The sequence below is a fragment of the Nocardioidaceae bacterium SCSIO 66511 genome, assembly GCA_023100825.1.
Lineage (GTDB): Bacteria > Actinomycetota > Actinomycetes > Propionibacteriales > Nocardioidaceae > Solicola.
On the sequence record CP095846.1, the window covers coordinates 3,323,525 to 3,341,566 of the forward strand.

At 66.7% G+C, this 18,042-nt stretch carries 19 protein-coding genes; 11 read left to right on the forward strand and 8 right to left on the reverse strand.

The annotated features are described in order from the left end of the window. Positions 1–37: 37 nt before the first annotated feature. Positions 38–1,162, forward strand: coding sequence for a hypothetical protein (locus MU582_15625; GenBank protein ID UPK73855.1), 1,125 nt, complete (start codon positions 38–40; stop codon positions 1,160–1,162). Here MU582_15625 and MU582_15630 read toward each other — a convergent pair. Then, entirely contained in the window at positions 1,152–1,880 is a 729-nt protein-coding gene (locus tag MU582_15630; protein ID UPK73856.1) for a MerR family transcriptional regulator, read from the reverse strand. The genes MU582_15625 and MU582_15630 overlap by 11 nt on opposite strands. A 253-nt stretch (positions 1,881–2,133) precedes the next feature. On the opposite strand from MU582_15630, the gene MU582_15635 reads away from it, so the two are divergent. Together MU582_15635 and MU582_15640 are read left to right on the forward strand one after the other, a co-directional pair. Then, positions 2,134–3,318, forward strand: a complete 1,185-nt coding sequence (locus MU582_15635; protein ID UPK73857.1) for an FAD-dependent oxidoreductase — start codon at positions 2,134–2,136, stop codon at positions 3,316–3,318. Between the two features lie 18 nt (positions 3,319–3,336). Next, positions 3,337–4,290, forward strand: a complete 954-nt coding sequence (locus tag MU582_15640) for a sigma-70 family RNA polymerase sigma factor (protein UPK73858.1) — start codon at positions 3,337–3,339, stop codon at positions 4,288–4,290. Here the strand turns inward: MU582_15640 and MU582_15645 are convergent. Next, positions 4,274–5,749 carry a DHA2 family efflux MFS transporter permease subunit gene (locus MU582_15645; protein ID UPK73859.1) on the reverse strand — a complete coding sequence of 492 codons (1,476 nt, stop codon included), beginning with the start codon at positions 5,747–5,749 and terminating at the stop codon, positions 4,274–4,276. The genes MU582_15640 and MU582_15645 overlap by 17 nt on opposite strands. Before the next feature lie 97 nt (positions 5,750–5,846). Between MU582_15645 and MU582_15650 the strand changes: the two genes are divergently transcribed. The 3 genes from MU582_15650 to MU582_15660 are packed head-to-tail and all read left to right on the forward strand — an operon-like array spanning position 5,847 to position 8,464. After that, positions 5,847–6,500, forward strand: a complete 654-nt coding sequence (locus MU582_15650) for a TetR/AcrR family transcriptional regulator (GenBank protein UPK73860.1) — start codon at positions 5,847–5,849, stop codon at positions 6,498–6,500. Next, entirely contained in the window at positions 6,479–7,678 is a 1,200-nt protein-coding gene (gene tgt, locus MU582_15655) for a tRNA guanosine(34) transglycosylase Tgt (GenBank protein ID UPK73861.1), read from the forward strand. The genes MU582_15650 and tgt overlap by 22 nt, the downstream gene beginning before the upstream one ends. Before the next feature lie 51 nt (positions 7,679–7,729). After that, a complete protein-coding gene (locus MU582_15660) occupies positions 7,730–8,464 on the forward strand; it encodes an SGNH/GDSL hydrolase family protein (protein UPK73862.1) in 735 nt (244 codons plus the stop codon). On the opposite strand, the gene MU582_15665 is transcribed toward MU582_15660, so the two are convergent. Next, positions 8,436–9,119 (reverse strand): queuosine precursor transporter, encoded by a 684-nt coding sequence (locus MU582_15665; protein UPK73863.1) that lies wholly within the window; start codon positions 9,117–9,119, stop codon positions 8,436–8,438. The two genes, MU582_15660 and MU582_15665, sit on opposite strands and share 29 nt — an antisense overlap. A 5-nt stretch (positions 9,120–9,124) precedes the next feature. Then, positions 9,125–10,903 (reverse strand): 3-hydroxybutyryl-CoA dehydrogenase, encoded by a 1,779-nt coding sequence (locus MU582_15670; protein ID UPK73864.1) that lies wholly within the window; start codon positions 10,901–10,903, stop codon positions 9,125–9,127. A 121-nt stretch (positions 10,904–11,024) separates the two neighbouring features. Between MU582_15670 and nucS the strand changes: the two genes are divergently transcribed. After that, on the forward strand, positions 11,025–11,705 hold the full coding sequence (gene nucS, locus MU582_15675) for an endonuclease NucS (protein UPK73865.1): 681 nt from the start codon (positions 11,025–11,027) through the stop codon (positions 11,703–11,705). Between the two features lie 83 nt (positions 11,706–11,788). Here the strand turns inward: nucS and MU582_15680 are convergent, their stop codons facing one another. Both MU582_15680 and MU582_15685 read right to left on the reverse strand, forming a co-directional pair. Next, positions 11,789–12,715 (reverse strand): hypothetical protein, encoded by a 927-nt coding sequence (locus tag MU582_15680; protein UPK73866.1) that lies wholly within the window; start codon positions 12,713–12,715, stop codon positions 11,789–11,791. Positions 12,716–12,854: 139 nt separating this feature from the next. Beyond that, the gene (locus tag MU582_15685; protein UPK73867.1) at positions 12,855–13,715 is read right to left on the reverse strand and encodes a VOC family protein; all 861 of its coding nucleotides are present in this window, start codon (positions 13,713–13,715) and stop codon (positions 12,855–12,857) included. Between the two features lie 171 nt (positions 13,716–13,886). Between MU582_15685 and MU582_15690 the strand changes: the two genes are divergently transcribed. Next, complete coding sequence (locus tag MU582_15690) at positions 13,887–14,576, forward strand: ABC transporter ATP-binding protein (protein UPK73868.1); 690 nt, start codon at positions 13,887–13,889, stop codon at positions 14,574–14,576. Then, positions 14,573–15,901: a hypothetical protein gene (locus MU582_15695; protein ID UPK73869.1), complete on the forward strand. Its 1,329-nt coding sequence runs from the start codon at positions 14,573–14,575 to the stop codon at positions 15,899–15,901. The genes MU582_15690 and MU582_15695 overlap by 4 nt, the downstream gene beginning before the upstream one ends. Positions 15,902–15,905: 4 nt before the next feature. Here MU582_15695 and MU582_15700 read toward each other — a convergent pair whose 3' ends face one another. After that, complete coding sequence (locus MU582_15700) at positions 15,906–16,430, reverse strand: ferritin (protein UPK73870.1); 525 nt, start codon at positions 16,428–16,430, stop codon at positions 15,906–15,908. A 73-nt stretch (positions 16,431–16,503) separates the two neighbouring features. Between MU582_15700 and MU582_15705 the strand changes: the two genes are divergently transcribed. After that, the gene (locus MU582_15705; GenBank protein UPK73871.1) at positions 16,504–16,674 is read left to right on the forward strand and encodes a hypothetical protein; all 171 of its coding nucleotides are present in this window, start codon (positions 16,504–16,506) and stop codon (positions 16,672–16,674) included. A 98-nt stretch (positions 16,675–16,772) separates the two neighbouring features. On the opposite strand, the gene MU582_15710 is transcribed toward MU582_15705, so the two are convergent. Next, positions 16,773–17,384 (reverse strand): histidine phosphatase family protein, encoded by a 612-nt coding sequence (locus MU582_15710; GenBank protein UPK73872.1) that lies wholly within the window; start codon positions 17,382–17,384, stop codon positions 16,773–16,775. Between the two features lie 55 nt (positions 17,385–17,439). Between MU582_15710 and MU582_15715 the strand changes: the two genes are divergently transcribed. Further along, complete coding sequence (locus tag MU582_15715; GenBank protein UPK73873.1) at positions 17,440–18,009, forward strand: sigma-70 family RNA polymerase sigma factor; 570 nt, start codon at positions 17,440–17,442, stop codon at positions 18,007–18,009. Positions 18,010–18,042 lie beyond the last annotated feature (33 nt).

Sequence of the window (18,042 nt, forward strand, 5' to 3'; positions counted from 1 at the left end):
GGGTACCCGGGTCGGTCGTGCAGGAAGGGATAAGCGAATGGCGGACAGGATCGTGCTGCATGTCGGCACCCCGAAAACGGGTACGTCGATGGTGCAGGACATGCTCGCTCGCAACTCCGCCACGTTGCGTGACAACGATGTGCTGGTCCCCGGCGGTGCGTTCGACCACCAGTACCGCGCCGGACTCGACCTACTCGGCGAGGCCGACGAGGACAGCCAAGGCACCTGGGACAGGATGGCCGCCCATGCGCGCCGCCATCGAGGCACCGTTGTCATTTCCAACGAGATCCTCACCCGCGCCGAGCCTGAGCACATCGAACGAGCGGCGAGCACGCTCGGCGATGCCGAGTTCGACATCGTGCTCACCGTGCGCGACCTCGGCCGGCAGATCCCGTCCGGCTGGCAGGAAGCCGTCAAACATCGCGCGAAGTTGCCATTCGCGGCCTTCGTGGAATCCCTGCACGCAACCCCGCCTGCCCGCCGCGTCGCGCGTGGGTTCTGGAGCGTTCAGGACTGGCCCGCCGCCGCGGAGCGCTGGGCACGGGTGAGCGAAGGTGCCCGGGTCCATGTGGTGACCGTGCCGCCGTCGTCGGCCGACCCCGACGTCCTTCGTACGCGGGTACTCAGCGCGATGGGTATCGACGTCGAGCACGTGCCGATCCCGCCCGAGCGGATCAACACCCGGCTCGGAGCCGCGGAGGTCAAGGTGCTTCGCGGCATCAACACCCGGCTCGATCGCGAAGCCGTGCAGGCCGGCGAGTACGCAGAGTTCGTCCGCGACCGACTCGTCCGGGCGCTTGCGGACCTCGCCGACGATCCGATCCGCATCCGGCTCGCGCCGGCTGAGCACGATTGGGCGGCCGATATCTCCCGGCGTTGGATAGCCGCCGTACGCGGGCGCGGGTATGACATCGTCGGCGATCTGGATGAGCTCATGCCGACCCGCGTGGAGCCGTGGACCGACCCCGACTCCGTCGGTTCCGACACTGAGCTGGCCGCCGCCTCCAACGCGGTTGATGCTCTCCTCCTCGGTCAGATCGCCGAGCGCGACGAGAACGTCGACCGCTTCTACGAGATCGCCCGGGCGTACGCCCGCCGGCGGGCAGGTCGGTTGCGTACCGTCCGCGGTCTGCTCCGCGCGAAGGCTCGGATCAGTCGCTGAGGTGGGCGGCCGGCCCCTCGAGACGCGCTTCGGTGAGCCGGTCGAGCTGCAACGCGACCATCGCCGCGGTCGCGTCTCCCGACAGCTCTCGTAGCCGCAGCATCCGCTCGCGGAGCTCATGCCAGTCGGGTTCGCCTTCGGTGGGTGAGTCCCAGCCGCCCCAGACATGCCGCACGAACAGCTCGAAGTATGCCTTGGCGATCCGGCCGGACTCGGTGCTCAACGTACGGGTCACCTCGACCACGGCCGTCGCCGGAACCCCCTCCAGAGCCAGGCGTTCGACGATTCGGAACAGTCGCGGACTCGCCACCTCGTACACGCTTTCGCCGGCAGGCTCTATCAGCCCGACCGCAACGAGATCGGCGACAAAACCCGCCGGCACGTCATCGCCCCACGGAGCCGTGATGTCGTCCTCGGACACGACCAGCTGCTCGTCGCGATCACCGTGGCTGGTCACGACCGCCCGGGCGAACTCGACGACCGACGCCTCGTCGTCGGCTCCGGCGAGCATCTTGGCGATCACACCGAGGTTGAAGCCCTCCCCGATCAACGCGCGTACGCGTTCGACCCGGCGTACGTGCTCTGTCGTGTAGTAGCCCGTGCGACCCCGGATCTCGGGCGGCGGCAGCAATCCTTTGGAGTTCCAGGATCGCAGGGCTCGTACGGTCATCCCCGTACGCTGCGCGAGCGCCTCGATCGTGAACGAGTCAGCGGGCATGGGCAGATGGTAGCCGCGGCGGTACCACCGATCGCGCTACCGGGCCGGCGTACGGGCTGCGGAGAAGCTTGTTGCGATCGGTTACGCCCAGCTCCACTAGGTAGCGACCTGGGCGTAACCGATCGCAAAGCGCCAGCCCGCTGACGACAAATCGGCAGTCGTGTGATCCGCGCCATACGCCGTACCTGTCAGGAATCGGGGTGCCGTCCCGCTCAACTCCCAACTGGCGATTCGAACCGAACGGGAGCAACCAATGAGTAAACCTGCGAAGCATCACATCGTCATCCTCGGCGCGGGATACGCCGGGGCGTACGTGGCCGGCAACCTCGCCCGCCGCCTGTCCCCTACCGATATTGAGATCACCGTCGTCAACAGCGCGGCGGATTTCGTGCATCGCCAGCAGCTGAACCAGCTCGCGGCCGGACGGGAGATCGAGGCTCCCGACCTCGCCGATGTGTTCGCGGGGACGGGAGTTCGGCTGCGGGTGGCACGCGTCGCCGCAATCGACCCGGAGAGGCAGGTCGTTGCGGTCGCCGACGACGAAGGAGGCGGTGAGATCCGCTACGACACCCTGGTCTACGCACTCGGCAGCCAAGTCGCCGACCAGACCGTTCCCGGTGTGGCAGAGCACGCATTCAACGTAGCCGGACGACCGGCGGCGCTACGTCTGCGCGAGCACCTCTCGGACCAGGGTGCTGGCGAGTCGGTTCTGGTCGTCGGCGACGGGTTCACCGGGATCGAGACCGTCACCGAGATCGCCGAGGCCCGACCTGACCTGTCCGTGACCCTTCTCGCCCGTGGAGGGCTGGGTGACCGGCTCTCCGAGAATGCGCGTCACCACCTACGTCGGGCTTGCGACCGGCTGGGTATCAACGTTGTGGAGCACACCACGGTCGAAACCGTCGAGGCCACCGGCGTACGGTGCACCGACGGCAACGTCCTGCAGGCGGATACGACCATCTGGACGGCGGGGTTCGCGGTCAGCCCGATCGCGGCAGCTGCGGGGCTCGAGGTCACCGAACGCGGTCAGATCGTCGTCGATCGCACCATGCGGTCGGTTTCTCATCCGTCCGTGTACGCGGTCGGCGACACCGTGTTCACCCTCGGCGAGAACGGTCGACAGCTGCCCATGAACTGTGGCTCGGCCGGGTACACCGGTCGACAGGCTATCGCGGCGATCGTCGGACGCCTGACCGGCCGCGAGATCGCCAACGTCAAGTTGGTGTATCGGTACAGCGCGATCAGTCTCGGCCGTCGCGACGGCATCCTGCAGCTCATCGACGGTGAGGCACAGCCGAAGTCGAGGTACTTGGGCGGCAGGAAGGCCGTCCGGGTGAAGGCGGGGATCCAGAAGGGTGCCCTGTTGGGAACGCGGCATCCGACTCTCGGACTACCCAAACGTCGGCGCCGACTCGCTGCCGAGCCGTCGAGTACGTAAGCAACTAAGGTGATGCGCGTGGACGGCACCTCCGTCGATCGTTTCGACGTCAGCCGATTCGAGGCGAGCCGAAACCGGCTTGCTTCGCTGGCGTACCGGCTGCTCGGTTCGGCGTCCGACGCCGAGGACGCTGTGCAGGATGCGTTCCTACGCTGGCAGTCCGCCGACCGGCAGCGGATCAAGGTTCCGGAAGCGTGGTTGACGAAAGTCGTCACGCACCTCTGCCTCGACCGGCTCCGCTCGGCGCAGTTCCGCCGCGAGCACAGTGCCGGCGCATGGCTGCCTGAACCGCTTCTCGACAGCGACCCCATGCTCGGGCCGTCGGAGACCGTCGAACAGCGTGAGTCGGTCTCCCTCGCCGTGCTCACGCTGATGGAGCGACTCTCGCCGCTCGAACGCTCCGTGTACGTGTTGCGGGAGGCGTTCTCGTACAGTCACGCCGATATCGCGGAGATCCTCGACCTCACCGAGTCGGCGAGTCAACAGCATCTGCATCGTGCGCGTCATCACATCACCACGTCGCGACGACGTTCGCTCGACGTCGATCCGGCGTCGGCGCGCAGGGTCGTCGAGGAGTTCCTCACCGCCGCGTCGTCGGGCCGCACAGAACGGCTTGTGGCACTGCTCACCGACGATGCAACGGCGATCTCCGACGGAGCCGGTCTGACCACGTCACTGCTTCGGTACGAGACGCCGGAGCGGATCGCGATCGTCGCACGAGCCGGCTTCACCCCCTCCGCCGCGAAGCGACGCTTTGCCGGCGGCACCCTTGCCGCGCACTATGCGCTCGTCAACGGCTCATCGGCGATCCTCTTCGTGCTGAGCGATCGGGTCGTGGGCGCGGTGACCTTCGACCTTGCGGGTGGCCGGATCGCGACTGTACGAGGCATCGCCGCACCTGCTCGCCTGGTCCGTCTTGCCGAGCAATGGCGACAACACGAGCCCGGGCTGCCGATCATCGCCGAGTGGTGACTGCCAACGGTTCGGTCTCGCCTCGACGACGGAACAATGCACCGGCGACGACCGCACCGGCGACGAAGAACGCAGCGCACCACCAGTAGGCGACCGTGTAGCTGTGCACCGCCGCGTCTGCGGCGACCGTTGGCGCCGCCGCGTGCGAGGCGATGTAATCCGTCACGGCGGCGGCTGCGAGCGTGTTCAGCAGCGCCGTACCGACCGCGCCGCCGACCTGTTGACTCGTGTTGACGAGGGCCGAGGCGACCCCGGCGTGCTGCCCCTCAACACCGAGCGTTGCGCTCTGCATCGCGGCGGGGACGATCGTGCCCATCGCGGCGCCCATGAGCATCAGCGCCGGCAGTACGTCGGCTGCGTACGTACTCGACAGGTCGAGGTTGGTGAGATAGGCCATGGCGAACGCGCCGAGCAGCATGCCGATCGGCACCATGACCTTCGAACCGAGCCGGGGCACGAACAGGTTGGTGCCGAGCTGCGCAGCGATCACCAGCATCCCGACCATGGGCAGGAACGAGAGCCCGGTCCGGATCGGCGAGTAGTCCAGCGAGACCTGCAGGAAGTACGTGACGAAGAGGAAGACGCCGAACATGCCGATTGCGGCCATGAACACCGAGACGTAGCCGGCGGCGCGATTGCGGTCGGTGAGGACCGACAGGGGCAGTAGCGGATGCGCGGTACGCCGCTGCCAGGCCACGAACCCGATGAGCAGCACTGCAGCGACAGCGAGCGTTGCCCAGGTGAGCGGGGAACCCCAACCCTCGGATTCGGCATTGGAGAAGCCGTAGACGAGGCCGAAGAGCCCGGCTGAGACGAGTAGGGCGCCGGGCAGGTCGAGTCGCGGACGCGACGCGGCCCGCTCGTTCGCTGGTACGAAGATGAATGCGCCGACCGCGGCGACCACAGCAATCACGATGTTGATGTAGAGACTCCAGCGCCAGTCGAGCTGTTGGGTGAGGAACCCACCGAGCAGCAGGCCGACCGCGCCACCGGCGCCCGCAATGGCGCCGAACACGCCGAACGCTCGAGCGCGCTCCCTTGGGATCGTGAAGGTGGTCGTGAGCACGGCGAGCGCTGCAGGGGCGAGTAGAGCGCCGAACACGCCCTGTAGAGCGCGAGCGCCGACGAGCATCCCGAAGCTGGTGGCTGCACCGCCGAGCGCGGAGGCGGCCGCGAACCCGATGAGGCCGGTCAACAAGGTGCGTCTGCGCCCGATGAGGTCGGAGAGGCGTCCGCCGAGCAACAGCAGGCTGCCGAAGGCGAGTGCGTACGCGGTGATGACCCACTGTCGGTCTCCGTCGGAGAAGCCGAGGTCGGCTTGGGCTGACGGCAGAGCGATGTTCACGACGGTCGTGTCGAGCACGACCATGAGCTGGGCGAGCCCTACGACGACGAGGGTCAACCAGCGGCGAGACGCCGGCGCTGCGGTCGTGGGCGGTGCAAGCGAGTTCTGTGACATGCCTGGCACAATATACGAGACTCCTTAGTTTCGAAACCCTTGAGTTCCGGAACTATCGAGTAACATCGGACGCACAACGGAAAGGCAGGCCGCCGCGATGACCCAGTTCGGCACGCAGGAACCGACCACCAAACTCGGTCGTAAACGCGATCCCGGACGCGATCGCGTCATCCTCGACGCCACACTCGACGTGCTCGCCGAGTCCGGCTACGACGGAATGACGATCGACCTGGTCGCGGCGCGCGCCAAGGCGGGAAAGGCAACGCTCTACCGGCGCTGGGCGTCGAAGCGTGAGCTCGTGGCCGACGCGGTCGCGAGCGTCAAACCGCCGGCGGACCTCGACGCTCTCCCCGACACCGGCTCGTTGCGCGGCGATCTCATCGCGAGTCTGAAGGCGCCCTCGACCGAACACGCCGAGCGCAAGCTCAAGATCATGGCGGGCATCGTGTCGCTGCTGAACACCGACCCGACCCTCGCCGATGTGGTGCAGCGCGCGCTCATCGAGCCCACTGCGGCGGTCAACCGGATCCTCATCCAGCGCGCGATCGACCGCGGGGAAGTCTCGCCGGACTGCGACATCGAGACGTTGGCCGTCGTGGCGCCCGCCATGGCGGCGTACCGCACGCTTTTTCAGCGGCTACCGATCGACAGCGACTACATCGTCTCGATCATCGACGGTGTCGTCGTGCCGACCGCTACCGGCGTGACGGCGACTGGTTTGATGGATGCGTGCCCGAGTACTTCACCCTGAACCACCGTCTGCCCGGCCGTCTCGGACGCACCGGCACGATCCGTACGCCCCATGGAGACATCGAAACTCCCGCGTTCATTCCGGTCGGCACCCGGGCCACCGTCAAGTCTGTGCTACCCGAGTCGATGCGCGAGCTCGGCGCACAGGCACTACTGGCCAACGCGTACCACCTGTACCTGCAGCCGGGCGACGACCTGATCGATGAGGCCGGCGGTCTCGGCAGCTTCATGAACTGGCCCGGACCGACCTTCACCGACTCCGGCGGGTTCCAGGTGATGTCGCTCGGCGCGGGCTTCAAGAAGGTCTTGTCGATGGACAGCAGCACCGCGCGACACGATGACGTCATCGCCGAGGGCAAGGAGCGACTCGCGCACGTCGACGACGACGGTGTGACGTTCAAGTCGCACATCGACGGATCGAAACACCGGTTCACACCCGAAGAGTCCATGCGCATTCAGCACAACCTCGGCGCCGACATCATCTTCGCGTTCGACGAGTGCACGACGCTGCTGAACACCCGCGGGTACCAGGAGCGGTCGCTCGAGCGTACCCATGCCTGGGCCAAACGGTGCGTGGTCGAACACGAGCGGCTCTCCGCCGCGCGCACCCACCGGCCGCCACAGGCGCTGTTCGGCATCGTGCAGGGCGCGCAGTACGAAGACCTGCGACGTACGGCCGCACGTGACATCGCCTCGATGGACTTCGACGGCTTCGGCATCGGCGGCGCGCTCGAGAAGACCGAGCTCGGCACCATCGTCGGCTGGGTCAACGAGGAGCTACCGGAGGACAAACCGCGCCATCTGCTGGGCATCGGCGAGCCCGACGACCTGTTCACGGCGATCGAGAACGGCGCCGACACCTTCGACTGCGTGTCGGCATCCCGGGTCGCCCGGAGCGGACGCGTGCTCCACCCGGACGGCCGCTTCAGCATCGTCACGGCCCGCTGTCGCCGCGACCTCTCCCCCATCGACGAGAACTGCGACTGCTACACCTGCTGCAACTACTCCCGCGCGTACCTCCATCACTCGTTCAAGACGAACGAGATGATCTCGGCGACGCTCGCCACCATCCACAACGAGCGCTTCATCGTCCGCCTCGTCGATGACATCCGGGCGAGCATCGTCAGCGGCGCCTTCGACGACTTCCGCAGCACGTTTCTGAACCGTTACTACGACTGAGGCGCGGATCGCTGCTTGGGCCCTACAGTTGGGCATATGGAGAGTCGAGGGGTGTCCAGGCGACGAGCGTGGCTGCTTGCCGCCGTCGCGGCGGCTCTCGCCATATCCGTCGTCGTCAGCACCGGCCTGCTACGTGACGAGTCCGAGTCGGCCGGCGGCCCGGTGACGCCGATTCGCCAGGCCGATGCGGACGCACCGCATGCGCTGTGGATCGGCGACAGCTACACCGTCGGTTACGGTACGAAGGGCCCAGCGTTCGGTTACGCATGCTTGGTCTCCGACCGACGCGGGTGGACCTGCGAGCTCGACGCGCAGAGCGGCACCGGCTTCGTCAACGGCGGCGCTCCGGCGAACGACTACTCGCCGCTCGATGACCGGTTGGCCCGCACCAATAGCGCATTCGGGCCAGACCTCGTGGTGATCGACGCCGGACGGAACGACCGCGAAGTGCCGACTCCTGTGTTCAGGCGGGCAGTCACGGGCTACTTCGCCGATGTCCACGAAGCGTTCCCCGACGCACGCTTCGCCGTCGTCCTTCCGTTCCTGCTCGGTGAGACCGACGCCGAACTCGGCGCCGTCAACGGGGTGCTGCGCAACGCGGCGCGAGCGATCGACGCCACGGTCGTCGACACGACGACGCCCGAATGGACGCGGATGATCAACGGACTACCAACCGTCGATGCGATTCACCCGACGGCGGCGAGTCATGCCGTCATCGCGCGGCGGCTGGTCGGTGACTTCCGCCGCCTCCACGTGCTCACGCGTACGACGGCTCGCGCCTCTTGATCCAGCCGATCACGGCGTACGTGACCGGCAGGAAGATCACCTCGACGGCCACCTTGTACACGTACCCGGTGATCGCGTAGTTGACGAACGTTCCACCGGTGATCACGCCGAAGAATGCGATCGTGCAGAACACCAAGGTGTCGAAGAACTCACCGACTACCGTCGAGCCGAGCAGCCTGGCCCAGAGATTGCCCTCGCGGGTGCGCTTCTTGATTGCGACGAGCACGTACGCGTTCATCAGCTGCCCGACGAGGTAGCCGCACATACTGGCCAGCACGATCCGCGGCACGAACCCGAGGACCGCCTCGAAAGCCTGCTGGTTCTCCCAGTCGGATGCGGCGGGTGCATGCTGCACGACGAAGAACGAGATCGACGCGAGGATCGACACCGCGAACCCGATCACGATCGCCCGCCGGGCGGCGCGGAAGCCGTACACCTCGGCGAGCACGTCGCCGAGGATGTAGGTCAGCGGGAACAGGAATGCGCCGCCGTCGGTGATGATCTGCCATGGTCCGAGATCGAACTCGATCAGCTTCACCGCGCTGATGTTGGAGATCAACAACAGCGAGCAGAAGACCGCTACGACGATCTCGTAATGCCCCGTTCGCACTCGCGCGTGCGGGGCATCGCGGTCGATCCGGTTGTCGGTGGTCATCGGCCTCAGCTGGAGTAGTCGCGGAAGCCGCGTCCGGTCTTGCGGCCGAGGTAGCCGGCCGTCACCAGATGCTCGAGCAACGGTGCGGGCGCGAAGCCCGGCTCGCGGAACTCGAGGTACAACGTGCGCTGGATCGCCAGCGACACGTCGTTCCCGACGACGTCCAGCAACTCGAACGGCCCCATCGGCAATGCGCAGCCGAGCTTCATCGCCGTGTCGATGTCGTCGGCGGTGGCGTAGTGCGCCTCGAGCATGCGTACGGCGTCGTTGAGGTACGGGAACAGCAGCGCGTTGACGATGAATCCCGCCCGGTCGCCGCACGAGACCGCGTGCTTGCCGACGTTGGCGCACAGCGCGCGTACCGTCTCCGCCACGTCGGCGTTGGTACGCACCGTCGAAACGACCTCGACCAGCTTCATCACCGGCGCGGGGTTGAAGAAGTGCATGCCGACAACATCGCCCGGCCGCTTCGTGACCGATGCACACTCGATCACCGGCAAGGACGATGTCGTGGTGGCGAGGATCGCGCCCGGCTTGCAGATCTCGTCGAGGTTCTCGAACAGGGCCTTCTTGACGGCGAGGTCCTCGGCGATCGCCTCGACCACGATGTCGACATCGGCCATCGCCTCGATCTCGGTCGTGCCGATCAGGTGACCGAGCACGTCCGACTTCGCGTCCTCGTCGAGCTTGCCGCGCTGGATCGCCTTGTCGAGCGATCGGGTGATGCGCTCGCGTACGGCGTCGACCTTGCCCGCCGAGCGACCGACGTAGGTGACGTCATAGCCCGCCTTCGCGAACACCTCGACGATGCCCGAAGCCATCGTGCCGGTGCCGATCACGCCGACCTTTGCGACCTCGCGGCGCAGCTGCGGAGCTGAGTCGGCGGAGGGCGTCGACGAGTCGTCGACGACGACCGGCGAGTCCGGCCCTTCGTACGTGTAGAAGCCGCGGCCGCTCTTTCGGCCGAGCAGGCCAGCGGTGACCATCTGCTTGAGGACCGGTGCCGGCGCGTGCAGGCGGTCGCGGCCCTGGCGGTACATCGTCTCGAGGATCTCGTACGCCGTGTCGAGGCCGATCAGATCCAGCAGCGCGAGCGGACCCATCGGGTAGCCGCAGCCGAACCGCATCGCCGCGTCGATGTCTTCGCGGCTCGCGTACTGGCTGTCGTACATCGATGCGGCGTGGTTGAGGTAGCCGAACAGCAGCGCGTTGGCGATGAAGCCGGCCTTGTCACCTGCGACAACGGGCGCCTTGTCGAGCTGGCCCGCGAGCGCCTCGACATCCTCGATCACATCGGGCGAGGTGACGACCGTACGTACGACCTCGAGGAACTTCTGAACCGGCGCCGGGTTGAAGAAGTGCATGCCGACGACCCGACTCGGATGCTCGGTGGCGGCGGAGATCTCGGTGACCGAGAGCGACGAGGTGTTGGTCGCGAGTACGGCGTCTTCGCGGACGATCTTGTCGAGGCGGGTGATCACGTCGCGCTTGATGTCGAGGCTCTCGACGACGGCCTCGACGACCAGGTCGCATTCGGCGACGTCGTCGATGTTCGTCGTGAACGTGACCCGGTCGAACAACGCCTGCTGATCGTCGGTCGTCAGCTTCTCCCGGCGTACCGCGCGGTCGGTCGAGTGCTGGATGTGACCGCGGCCGCGCTCCAGCTGCTCATCGCTCTGCTCGACCCCGACGACGGCGAACCCGTTGCGGGCGAACACCTCGGCGATCCCGGCTCCCATCGTGCCGAGGCCGATCACGCCAACTTGCTTGAACTCCCGCGCCATCCATCGTCTCCTTGTCGAGCGGACGTTGCCGTACGAACACACTGTCGTACGTCGGGCGAAGTCTGTCATGCGCGGGGGTGGGCCACCATGAGATCGGTCACGCACGACCACCTAATAGCCTATGCGGGTGCGTCTCGTGATCGCCCGCTGTCAGGTGGACTACGCCGGTCGACTGACCGCCCATCTCCCCATGGCCAACCGCCTCATCCTGATCAAGTCCGACGGCTCCGTATCGGTCCACTCCGACGACCGCGCGTACAAACCGCTGAACTGGATGAGCCCGCCGTGCACGTTGCGCGAGTCTCAGGACGACGGAGTGACCGTTTGGACGGTCTCGGCGACCAAGACCGACGACACGCTGCGCATCCTGATCGAGGAGATCTTCCACGACTCGGAGCACGAGCTCGGCCCCGACCCGGGTCTGCAGAAGGACGGGGTGGAGAAGCATCTGCAAGAGCTGCTCGCCGAGCACCCGACGACACTCGGCGACGGCATCAGTCTGGTCCGCAGGGAGTACATGACCGCCATCGGCCCGGTCGACCTGCTGTGCAAGGACGACACGGGTGGCTCCGTCGCGGTCGAGATCAAGCGCCGCGGTGAGATCGATGGGGTCGAACAACTCACCCGCTACCTCGAGTTGATGAATCGCGACCCGCTGCTGGCCCCCGTACGCGGGGTGTTCGCCGCGCAGGAGATCAAACCGCAGGCGCGCGTACTCGCCCAGGATCGCGGGATCGAGTGCGTGACGGTCGACTACGACGACCTGCGCGGCATCGACGATCCGAGCCTGCGCCTGTTCTGAGGTGCTGTCGGCCAGAGTTTGCGGACTTTTCGGTGCTGCAGCGCGCGTACGACACCGAAAAGTCCGCAAACTCCGACACACGGTCAGCGTGAAGTAGCCGGCCGACGCTCGAACAGGCGCGACCACTGCTCGTCGAACACCGGCTCGGGTCCGACGTAACCTCCGGCTCGGAGTTTGGCGTGGACCCGGCGGACCACCTTGCGGGGCGCCCTTAGCCGGCGGTTCGTCACTCGATGGAAGCGCCACCCCGCGTCGTCGAAGCCCTCGATCCGGTCGAGATCGTGGTTCCACTGCGCAGTGTCCTCGGCGTGTTGGCGCCCGTCGTACTCGGTGACGAGCAGGTACGCGAGCCAGACGAGGTCGCCACAACCGAGGAAACGATCACCGTCGTAGATATCGAGATTGCACGCGTCGGGCTCGGGGAGCCCAGCCAGGACGAGCAGTAGACGAGTCACGCTCTCTCGGGGAGAACGCACATTCGTGCGTACGTAGGGAAGCGCTAAGCGAGCATTGCGGATGCCCTCCCAGTTGTCCGTGCCTTCGACAAAGGTCACGAGCCGTTCGATTGTCGTGGCCCCGTTGTTGATCAGCCAGTCGGCTGCGGTCACCGCGTCGACGAGGTCGAGATCGAGGCAGGCATCGACCCAGCATTGCTCCGGACGCAGTGTGCCGTTGTCGTACTCGGCGAGCCGCATGCGGCGGATCACGCGTATGCCGTCCTGCTCGGTCGCTCGCCCCGCCGACGCGAAGCGCAACGGGAGCATCGAACCGAGCTCGACTCCGTAGCAGCGTAGACCGGTCAGATGAGTGGCGGCCGCATCGCCGACGACAAGTCGAGCCGCGTCGAGGTACGTTGCGAAGTCGAGCTGAACATCCGAGCAGACATACACGCCGCGGAACACACGCTTGACCCGCGGCCCGCGCAGAAGCTGATCGCTCAGCCCATGGGCGCGCGCCGTGGAACGCGTGAACGGCGCCTTGCGGAGCGCATCGGGTATCGCGACCTGCACACCCTCAGTGTGTTGCGCGCACGCCTTTTGGTGTCGCGCTCATCCACAGGCGGCCTCCGTACGTGAGAGTTTGCGGACTTTTCGGTGCTGCAGCGCGCGTACGACACCGAAAAGTCCGCAAACTCCGCAAGGCGGCGGATCACGCAGCAGTCACGTGCACGCGGTTGGCCCACGGATCGTCGACGGTGACGGTACGCCCGTCGTCGCGCGGCTGCATGCCGTAGTGCTTCATTCGCTCGGTGAGTGCGCCGACCTCGTCCGCGTTCGGCACGATGATGTCGATCTGCCCGAGCCCGAGCGCGGGCTGTCGCGGACCGGCGCCGCGACTCTTCCAGACGTTCATCGCCATGTGGTGGTGGTACTTCCCGGCGCTGACGAACAGCGCATCCGCACCGAACCACGCCGTCGCCTCGAACCCGAGCCGGTCGACGTAGAACTCACGAGCCGTATCCGTATCACCGACCGACAGGTGGACGTGTCCGACAACGGCGTCGCCCAACCGCGGGTTGTCGATGCCCGGCTCGGTGAGGTGCTCGCGCAGGAACTCGTTCGGGTCGAGGTAGATCGTGGCCATTTCGACCTGCCCGTGGGTCCAACTCCACTGCGTACGATCGCGGTCCCAGTACAGCTCGACGCCGTTGCCCTCGGGGTCGTCGAAGTAGAACGCCTTGCTGACGAGGTGGTCGGAGCTACCCGTGAACCGCCCCGTGCCGGTACGCGCAACTGAGTTGACCGCAGCCGCCAACGCCTCCTGGGTGTCGAACAGGATCGCGGTGTGGAACAGTCCGGCCTCGCGCGGACCCGCATGCCGCAGATGTGGCGAATGCCGCAGGATCACCACCGGGTTCATCCTCCGGCCGAGCGTCACCGACCCGTCGACCTCGGCGAGTACGTCGAGTCCGATAGCGTCGCGGTAATACCGGGTCATCACGTCCAGATCGGCGACGTCGAGGGTGACGGCACCCATCGTGGTGTCGGGGGCAATCAGTTCGCTGGTCATGCGGTGCTCCGTTCATACTTGTATCTTCAACTATTCTAACGGACGCCGACCGCCGATATTCCCTGCCCTGCGAAATGCGGAGCTGCCGTCAGACCGCAGTAGTACGCAGCGCGACCGCGGTCGCGACCTCAGCAGGACGAATGAGCGGCCTTCCGCGGCCAGGATCGACACATGACCTCAGCGCTCACCGCAATCGACCTCACCAAGACGTACGGCAAGGGCGATGCAGCCATACCCGCCCTTGCCTCCGTCAGCATCGAGATCCCGGCCGGCCGGTCGCTTGCCATCATGGGCCCGTCCGGCTCGGGCAAGACCACCCTGCTGCATTGTCTTGCCGCCGTCGTACGCCCCGATGCGGGCGTGATCCGCTGGCGCGACACCGACCTCGCGCGAATCGGCGACGCCGACCGCACGCGGCTACGCCGCACGGACTTCGGGTTCGTGTTCCAGTCCGGACAGTTGCTGCCGGAGCTCCCGGCATTCGAGAACGTCGCGTTGCCGATGATGCTCGGCGGCGCAGACCGTACGACCTCATCGAAGCTCGCCGCTCAATGGCTCGGCTACCTCGGGCTCTCCGGCATGGAGCAACGACGACCCGGTGAGCTGTCCGGAGGGCAACAACAAAGAGTCGCGATCGCGCGAGCACTCGTGACGTCACCCGGAGTCGTGTTCGCCGATGAACCGACCGGAGCACTCGACCAGGACACCGGACACGAGGTGATGCGGGTGCTCTGCGAAGCCACGCGGGCCAACGGAACCTCCCTCGTCGTCGTCACGCACGACGCAGGAGTCGCCCGTTGGTGCGAGGCCACGGCCCATATGCGGGACGGCCGGCTGACCCGGACGGCGGTGGGCGCATGAAGGCGGCGTACCGACTCCATCTACTACTGCGGCAACGTACGGTCGGTGCGGCGGACCCGCAGCGTACGACGTCGCGGCTCGCCATCATCGCGTTCGCGACCACGACGGCACTGTTGTTGATCGTCATCGGCGGTGTCGGAGCGTTCCGGGACCGCGCCGACGGCCTGAGCAGTGACGATGTCGACAGCCAGTACCCGGCGCTCGCGATCACGGCGGCGGTTCTGCTGGTCATCCCGCTGGTCGCTCTCGGCGGCTCGGCGGCCCGACTGGCGGTGAGTCGCCGCGACGCCCGGCTCGCCGCCCTCCGGCTCGCCGGTGCGACAACGCCGCAGGTCACGCTCATCGCACTGTTGGAGGCCGTCACCCAAGGGGTGATCGGCGCGGTCGTAGGCGCCGTCGGCTATCTCGGACTGATTCCGGTGTTCGCGCTGGTGCACTTCCAGGGGCGGTCGTTCGGCCTCGGTGAGCTGTGGGTCGGTCCGCTCACTCTTGCGGCGACGCTTCTCGGCGTGATCGCACTCGCGGCGCTCTCGTCGCTGTCGAGTCTTGCGCGGGTCGCGATCACTCCACTCGGCGTGGTCAACCGCCACACGCCACTCGGCCCGACGTGGATTCGACTCGCCGTACTCGGTGCCGCACTCCTCGCATGGATCGCGGTTTCGCGCAGTCGCAATGCGGAGGCCATGACGCTGATCGTCGTACTCGCGTTGGTGTTCGGCGCCGTATCGGTCGCGGGGCCGTTCGTGATGTGGTGCGCCGGCCGCTGGACCGTACGACGTGCCAAGGATGTGCCGACGCTGCTCGCCGGCCGACGCATCGTCGACGACCCCAAGTCGGCCTGGCGTACGGTCGGGGGCGTCTGCCTGACGACGTTCATCGCCGTGCTGGCGTGCACGATGCAGACGTTCGGGGCGGACCAGGCGGCGAGCGCCGAGGATGCGCAGCTCTTCAGCGATATGGCGACCGGCGCGTACCTCACCCTGGCTATCGCGGGCGTGCTCGCAGCGGTTTCGACCGGCGTCATCCAGTCAGCGCGAGTCATCGATCAGCGCTCGGCCTACCGGATGCTCGCCCTCTCGGGTACGGAGACCGCGACCCTCGACAAGGCCCGTGCCGCAGAGGTACGAATACCGCTGCGCACGGGCCTCATCGTGTCGCTGCTCAGTGCGACGATCTTCCTGATCCCGCTGTCGATCGGCTTCTTCTCCAACCCGATCCCGACCGTACAGCTCGCGGGGAGCCTCGCGGCGGCCGTCGTATTGGTGGAGCTGGGAGCAGCGACCGCCCGCCCCGTTCTGCGAAACGTGCTCGCGCGCGAAGACTGAGCGGTCAGGCCCCTGCGACGGCAGGTGCGGTCGGGTCGGAGTCCTCGCCGGTCTCCTCGCGGGCGACCCAGTCCTCGATCGACTCCAGATCGTCCTTCGAGCGGGTGACGACGGCGAGCAGGTCGGTCATCTTCGCGACCTCCTCGACCTGCTCCTTGATGAACCACTGCATGAACTGGTCAGACGCGAAGTCCTTCTCGTCACGCGCGATGCCCGTGAGCTCGTTGATCTGCTCGGTGACCCGCTTCTCCTGGTCGAGGGCGAGCTGCACGGGCTCGATGACATCGACGAAGCCGCTCTTGGGCGTCTCGACACCGGGGATGGCGACGTCCTCGTCGGCGTCGAGGAGGTACTGCACCATCATCATCGCGTGATCGCGCTCCTCGAGCGCCTGCTGGTAGAACAGGGCCGCCATCTGCGGCATCGTGAGCGCGTCGTAGTAGGTGGCGATCGCGACGTACTGCTGGTGGGCGGAGAACTCGTTGCCGATCTGCTGCGTCAGCTGCCTGACGAACGTGGGGGCCGCCATGGTCCTACTCCTTCGTTCCGATGTGACCGGGTTAACTCTTAGGGGTGCCTAACCTTACTGGTACCGTTATACGGTGCCCGCCAAGCCAAAGAAGAAGTGCTGCACTTCGAAGCCAAAGTGCAAACGGTGTCCGCTTCGGATGCTGGCCGATGGCACGCTGCCCAAGGGCTACACCGTGAAGAAGCGCAAACTGGTCAAGGTCAAGAACGCCAAGAAGAAGAACAAGCTTCCTGCCGCGGCCTGATCTCAACCGCCTCCCGTGACTCGAACACTCCCGACAATAGGACTTTCAGCGCCACGGTTCCACGCAGGTTCGGCTGCCCTTGCGAAGGTGTGGCTTGGCTATCCGGGTCGCGAAGCGGGCCAGTGCAGACAGGTCCAGTCGTCTGCGTCGGCGGCCAACTCGACGACATCGCCGTAGCCGAGACCCCTGCCGTACGCGTGGTCGTGGCGGAGGTTGGAGACGAGCCGCGGCAGTACGAGCGCCAGCACACCGCCGTGGCTGATCACCAGGACGCTCTCGCCTCGATGGAGGTCGATGATCGACTCCAGCGCCGCACGTACGCGCTCGATCACCTGCTCGGCCGACTCACCGCCGTCGTACGTCGCAGCCAGATCGCCCGCCTTCCACGCGGCGAAGGTGTCGGCGAACGGGTTCGGCTCCTCCGGGTGTCCTTCGTACGCCCCGACCGTGAGCTCCTGCAGACCCTCGCGTACGCGGACACCGACGCCCAACTCTGCTGCGGCGATCTCGGCGGTCTGCACTGCACGCGCCAGCGGACTCGAGTAGACGTACGCGATCCGCCGACCGCGCAGCGACGCCGCCAAGTCGCGTGCTTGGTCGCGCCCGCGTACGGACAGCGATCCACCCGCGTCGGTCAGCAGCTCGGACTCGTACTCCGCCTCCCCATGCCGCGCGACGAGGAGGGTGGCCGCGCACTGCAGGTCGCTCATACTTCGATCCTGACATTCCCGCCCATGCCCGGCACACCGGGCGTACGCTCGACAGATGGACGTCGACCCGCTGGTCGACCGCCTCCGCCGTGGGGACGAGGCGGCCTTCGTAACGCTGGTCGACCGCTACGGACGCCAACTCCTCGCTCACGCCGAGCGACTGGTGCAGAGCCATGCCGTGGCCGAAGAAGTCGTTCAAGACACCTGGCTCGCGGTGTACCAGGGCATCGACCGATTCGAGGGCAGGTCATCGCTGCTCACCTGGATCAATCGCATTCTGGCCAGACGCGCCGCAAGCACCCTCGCCCGCGAGGCTCGCGACTTGCCCGTTCAGTCGGAGCGACTCGATGAGCTCGCACCACGAGTCACCGCCGACTCCAACGCCCGGGCCGCCGATGCCGTCGACGATCGGCTGGTCGCCCAGCAAGTGCTGAACACGGTCGTACGAGTGCTGCCGCAGTTGCCAGAGGCGCAGCGCAGCGTCTGGACGATGCACGACGTCGAGCACGCAACCACATCTGAGGTCTCAGCTCGCCTCGGCCTGTCTGCTTCGAACCAACGCGTGTTACTCCACCGCGCACGTACCCGCCTGCGCAGGCACCTCGAACCCGACCTTCGTTGGTGAGCGCAACCGCACACAGCGCAAGTCTGTAACGGA

What these genes read in the sequence shown, in the direction of transcription:
- MU582_15670 (UPK73864.1), bottom strand. Translation starts at nt 10,903, where the DNA reads ATGGCGCGGGAGTTCAAGCAAGTTGGCGTGATCGGCCTCGGCACGATG.
- nucS (UPK73865.1), top strand. Translation starts at nt 11,025, where the DNA reads ATGCGGGTGCGTCTCGTGATCGCCCGCTGTCAGGTGGACTACGCCGGT.
- MU582_15695 (UPK73869.1), top strand. Translation starts at nt 14,573, where the DNA reads ATGAAGGCGGCGTACCGACTCCATCTACTACTGCGGCAACGTACGGTC.
- MU582_15665 (UPK73863.1), bottom strand. Translation starts at nt 9,119, where the DNA reads ATGACCACCGACAACCGGATCGACCGCGATGCCCCGCACGCGCGAGTG.
- MU582_15625 (UPK73855.1), top strand. Translation starts at nt 38, where the DNA reads ATGGCGGACAGGATCGTGCTGCATGTCGGCACCCCGAAAACGGGTACG.
- MU582_15700 (UPK73870.1), bottom strand. Translation starts at nt 16,430, where the DNA reads ATGGCGGCCCCCACGTTCGTCAGGCAGCTGACGCAGCAGATCGGCAAC.
- MU582_15630 (UPK73856.1), bottom strand. Translation starts at nt 1,880, where the DNA reads ATGCCCGCTGACTCGTTCACGATCGAGGCGCTCGCGCAGCGTACGGGG.
- MU582_15715 (UPK73873.1), top strand. Translation starts at nt 17,440, where the DNA reads ATGGACGTCGACCCGCTGGTCGACCGCCTCCGCCGTGGGGACGAGGCG.
- MU582_15635 (UPK73857.1), top strand. Translation starts at nt 2,134, where the DNA reads ATGAGTAAACCTGCGAAGCATCACATCGTCATCCTCGGCGCGGGATAC.
- MU582_15645 (UPK73859.1), bottom strand. Translation starts at nt 5,749, where the DNA reads ATGTCACAGAACTCGCTTGCACCGCCCACGACCGCAGCGCCGGCGTCT.
- MU582_15690 (UPK73868.1), top strand. Translation starts at nt 13,887, where the DNA reads ATGACCTCAGCGCTCACCGCAATCGACCTCACCAAGACGTACGGCAAG.
- MU582_15650 (UPK73860.1), top strand. Translation starts at nt 5,847, where the DNA reads ATGACCCAGTTCGGCACGCAGGAACCGACCACCAAACTCGGTCGTAAA.
- MU582_15685 (UPK73867.1), bottom strand. Translation starts at nt 13,715, where the DNA reads ATGACCAGCGAACTGATTGCCCCCGACACCACGATGGGTGCCGTCACC.
- MU582_15710 (UPK73872.1), bottom strand. Translation starts at nt 17,384, where the DNA reads ATGAGCGACCTGCAGTGCGCGGCCACCCTCCTCGTCGCGCGGCATGGG.